Raw genomic sequence first — 3,795 nt, 5'->3', positions numbered from 1 at the left:
ATGTTCGGTGTCAGTGCCTCATTAGGCTCACAAAAATCGTCCTCGCAGCAGCATCAGGAACAGACCAGCGTGACCGGTTCGACCCTGACGGCGGGCAACAACCTGACGGTGACAGCCACCGGCGAGGGGAACAGCGGCGATATTCTGGTGCAAGGCAGCCAGCTTAAAGCCGGCGGTGATACCACCTTAGATGCCGCCCGCGACTTGCTGCTACTCGGTGCCGCCAATACGCAAAAAACCGACGGCAGTAACAGCAGCAGCGGCGGCAGCCTGGGGGTCAGTCTGGGCCTGAATGGTGCCAGCAGTGGTCTGAGCATCTTTGCCAATGCCAACAAAGGTCAGGGCAATGAGCACGGCAACGGCACCTCCTGGACTGAAACGCAGATTGACACAGGCGGCACACTGTCGCTCAGCAGCGGCCGCGATACGTCACTCATCGGCGCTCAGGCCAGCGGTGAAACCGTCAAGGTGGATGTTGGCCGCGACCTGCTGCTGCAAAGCCAGCAAGACAGCGACAATTATGATGCGAAGCAGACCAGCACCAGCGGTGGTGCCAGCGTGGCGGTGACCGGCGGCGGCTCGGCCAATCTGAGCATGAGTAAAGATAACCTGCACAGCAATTATGACTCGGTACAGGAGCAGACCGGCATCTTCGCAGGTTCTGGCGGTTTTGATATCACCGTCGGCGAGCATACTCAGCTGGATGGCGCGGTGATTGCCAGCACGGCAGACCAGAGTAAAAACAGTCTGGATACCGGCACACTGGGCTTCAGTGATATTGAGAATAAAGCCGATTTCAACGCCGAGCATCAGGGCGGCAGCCTGAGCACCGGCGGCCCGGTGGGGTCTGATCTGCTGAGCAATCTGGGCGGCGTGGTGCTGTCGGGGCTGGGCAATGACGGCCATGCCGAGGGCACCACTCAGGCGGCGGTCTCGGAGGGCAGCATCACCATCCGCGATACCGATAAACAGCAGCAAAATGTCGATGACCTGAGCCGCGACACCGACAACGCCAACGCCAACGGCAGCATCGGCCCGATATTTGATAAAGAGAAAGAGCAAAACCGCCTCAAAGAAGCACAGCTGATTGGCGAGATTGGCGGTCAGGCAATGGATATTGCGAGGACGCAGGGGGATATCCTCGGGCTTGAGGAAGCGTTGAAACGCCATCCTGAGTTGAAAGGCGATGCGGATGCCTTGCGTGAGACAAAAGAATACAAAGCCGAAATGCAGAAATACGGCACCGGCAGCGCACTGCAACAAGGTCTTCAGGCGGCAACCGCCGCTATCCAGGGTCTGGCGGGCGGTAACATGGCGCAAGCACTGGCAGGAGCTTCCGCGCCGTATCTTGCAGAAGTGATTAAGAAAAGCACCGGCGATAATCAGGCGGCCAATGCCATGGCGCACGCCGTATTGGGTGCAGTCACCGCCTACACCAGTGGCAACAGTGCGTTAGCGGGCGCTGCAGGAGCTGCTACTGCCGAGTTGATGGCCCCGAGGATTATCGCGGCAATGGGCTGGGACAAAGACAATCTCAGCGAAGATCAGAAGCAGACCGTCAGTGCGCTGGCAACACTGGCCGCAGGATTAGCCGGTGGATTGACCGGCGACAGCACCGCTGATACGGTTGCCGGTGCACAGGCTGGGAAAAATGCGGTTGAGAATAACTCCCTGAGTGGTGACAAATCCCGTGAAACGGTTAAACAGGCCGCGGAATCCCTGAAAAATCAGGTTAGGGATAAGCTTGGTGAGGGCACAACCTCTTCCATTGCGAACGGTATTATTAATGCTCTTGCCGATACCGGCGATGCGACGTTGGGATCAGTGGATTATGTAGCCGATGCAGCGATGGCACTGGCTTCATGTGCTGCCGGAGACAGTTACTGCACTCAGGCATTAAACGATCTGGCGGGTAAAAATCAAGCTGCAGCAGATACGCTGAAAACCCTGATGAAGAGTGAAACCTGGACAGCGGTTGCAGGACAGGTGAAAGAAGCTGCACAAGGTAACCAGCTTGCACTGGAAGCCACGGGCGGAATGCTGGCGGGCCTTTTCCTGCCGGGTAAGAAATTACCTGATGTTGTTAAACTTATTGATTCAAACATCAAAATTGTAACGGGTGTAACTGTTGGTACTTTCGAAAAAAGTTTAGTCGGACTTCCTCCGGGAGAGCGTGTCGCGATTATAAAACAAACAGCCCCGAAAGTTGCAGCAGAATACGGCATGGTTAAAGATAATCAGCTAACTAAAAATAATGGGCGCGATGTGTATCGAGGACAAGATGGAAATCTTTATGCACTTGATACGCAGCATGGCCGATTTGAAGTTGTCAGCCCGAAAGGTAAACATTTAGGTGAAGTTGATTTCTCTATGCAAAAAATACCTAACAGCCAAGATAAATCGGGTTCCCACAATTTGAAGGTGAAATAATGAGACTAGTTGATTATAAGAATGAATCCATCAAGAGAGGTTCAGTTTTTAGATTACCTGCAGTTTGGCCTTATGAATCATTGGTAGATTTTATGGTTATTGATCTTTTTGATACTCATGGCCTAGTTGTGTCTACCGGCCATAAAGCAGGTTTAATATTAATAGAGCTACCTGCCGATAGTGGTTCGAAGGAGGGCCGAGCCTTAAGTACAACGTGGATTATTAACAACTGGGAAAAATGGATCTATCCAGAATGTAATGTTGAAGATGTTCATCTTATTGAACAATATGTAGCAACGGCTGTTGAATGATAAAAATCCCATCTTTCACGGCGGGATTTTATTTTCATGGAGAATAATAACTTTAATTTTGGTAAAGGCATATCGCAGGCTTTGCTTGGCGCTTTCATGTTTCAAAATGGAGCTTCACCGGATGAAATTATAGTGATACTGGTCAATAACGCCTAAGGTGATATACCACCGCCAAAGATGCCCGCGACGAAAACAATGGCCGATTAGCCGCGTTGCAAGGGGTGAAAGCCGCACTCAGTGGCGCACAGGCGATGCAGGCCGGCCAACTGGTGCAGGCGCAAGGGGGCGATGCCGCCAGCATGTTCGGTGTCAGTGCCTCATTAGGCTCACAAAAATCGTCCTCGCAGCAGCATCAGGAACAGACCAGCGTGACCGGCTCGACCCTGACGGCGGGCAACAACCTGACGGTGACAGCCACCGGCGAGGGGAACCCGGCGAACAGCGGCGACATCCTGGTGCAAGGCAGCCAGCTTAAAGCCGGCGGCGATACCACCTTAGACGCCGCCCGTGACTTGCTATTACTCGGTGCCGCTAACACGCAGAAAACTGACGGCAGCAACAGCAGCAGCGGTGGCAGTGTGGGGGTCAGTCTGGGGTTCGGTAGCGCTGGCGGTGGTCTGAGCATCTTTGCCAATGCCAACAAAGGTCAGGGCAATGAGCACGGCAACGGCACCTCCTGGACTGAAACGCAGATTGACACAGGCGGCACACTGTCGCTCAGCAGCGGGCGTGACACTTCGCTGATAGGCGCGCAAGCCAGCGGTGAAAGCGTCAAGGTCGATGTCGGCCGTGACTTGCTGCTGCAAAGCCAGCAAGACAGCGATAACTATGATGCGAAGCAAACCAGCACCAGCGGCGGTGTCAGCGTGGCGGTGACCGGCGGCGGCTCGGCCAACCTCAGCATGAGTAAAGATAAGTTGCACAGCAATTATGACTCAGTGCAGGAACAGACCGGCATCTTCGCAGGTTCTGGCGGCTTTGATATCACCGTCGGCGAGCATACTCAGCTCGATGGCGCAGTGATTGCCAGCACGGCTGACCAGAGTAAAAACAG

General features: G+C 54.2%; 2 protein-coding genes and 1 pseudogene. All 3 read left to right on the top strand.

The genetic code is table 11. The features are described from left to right. The coding region (locus FTA91_RS01950; RefSeq protein ID WP_328592891.1) for a hemagglutinin repeat-containing protein at window positions 1-2,430 on the top strand (2,430 nt) is incomplete at its 5' end. Beyond that, a complete protein-coding gene (gene imm45 / locus FTA91_RS01945) occupies window positions 2,430-2,741 on the top strand; it encodes an Imm45 family immunity protein (protein ID WP_038636609.1) in 312 nt (103 codons plus the stop codon). The genes FTA91_RS01950 and imm45, both read left to right, overlap by 1 nt. 164 nt (window positions 2,742-2,905) lie before the next feature. Next, window positions 2,906-3,795, top strand: a pseudogene (locus tag FTA91_RS01940) (hemagglutinin repeat-containing protein); the annotation flags it as partial.

This window comes from Yersinia thracica (assembly GCF_902170565.1).
GTDB lineage: Bacteria > Pseudomonadota > Gammaproteobacteria > Enterobacterales > Enterobacteriaceae > Yersinia > Yersinia thracica.
The sequence above is the reverse complement of the archived record's forward strand: the minus strand, read 5'-3'. Positions and strand labels throughout refer to the sequence as shown.

Coding starts and splice junctions, on each gene's coding strand:
- imm45 (WP_038636609.1), top strand. CDS start 2,430: ATGAGACTAGTTGATTATAAGAATGAATCCATCAAGAGAGGTTCAGTT.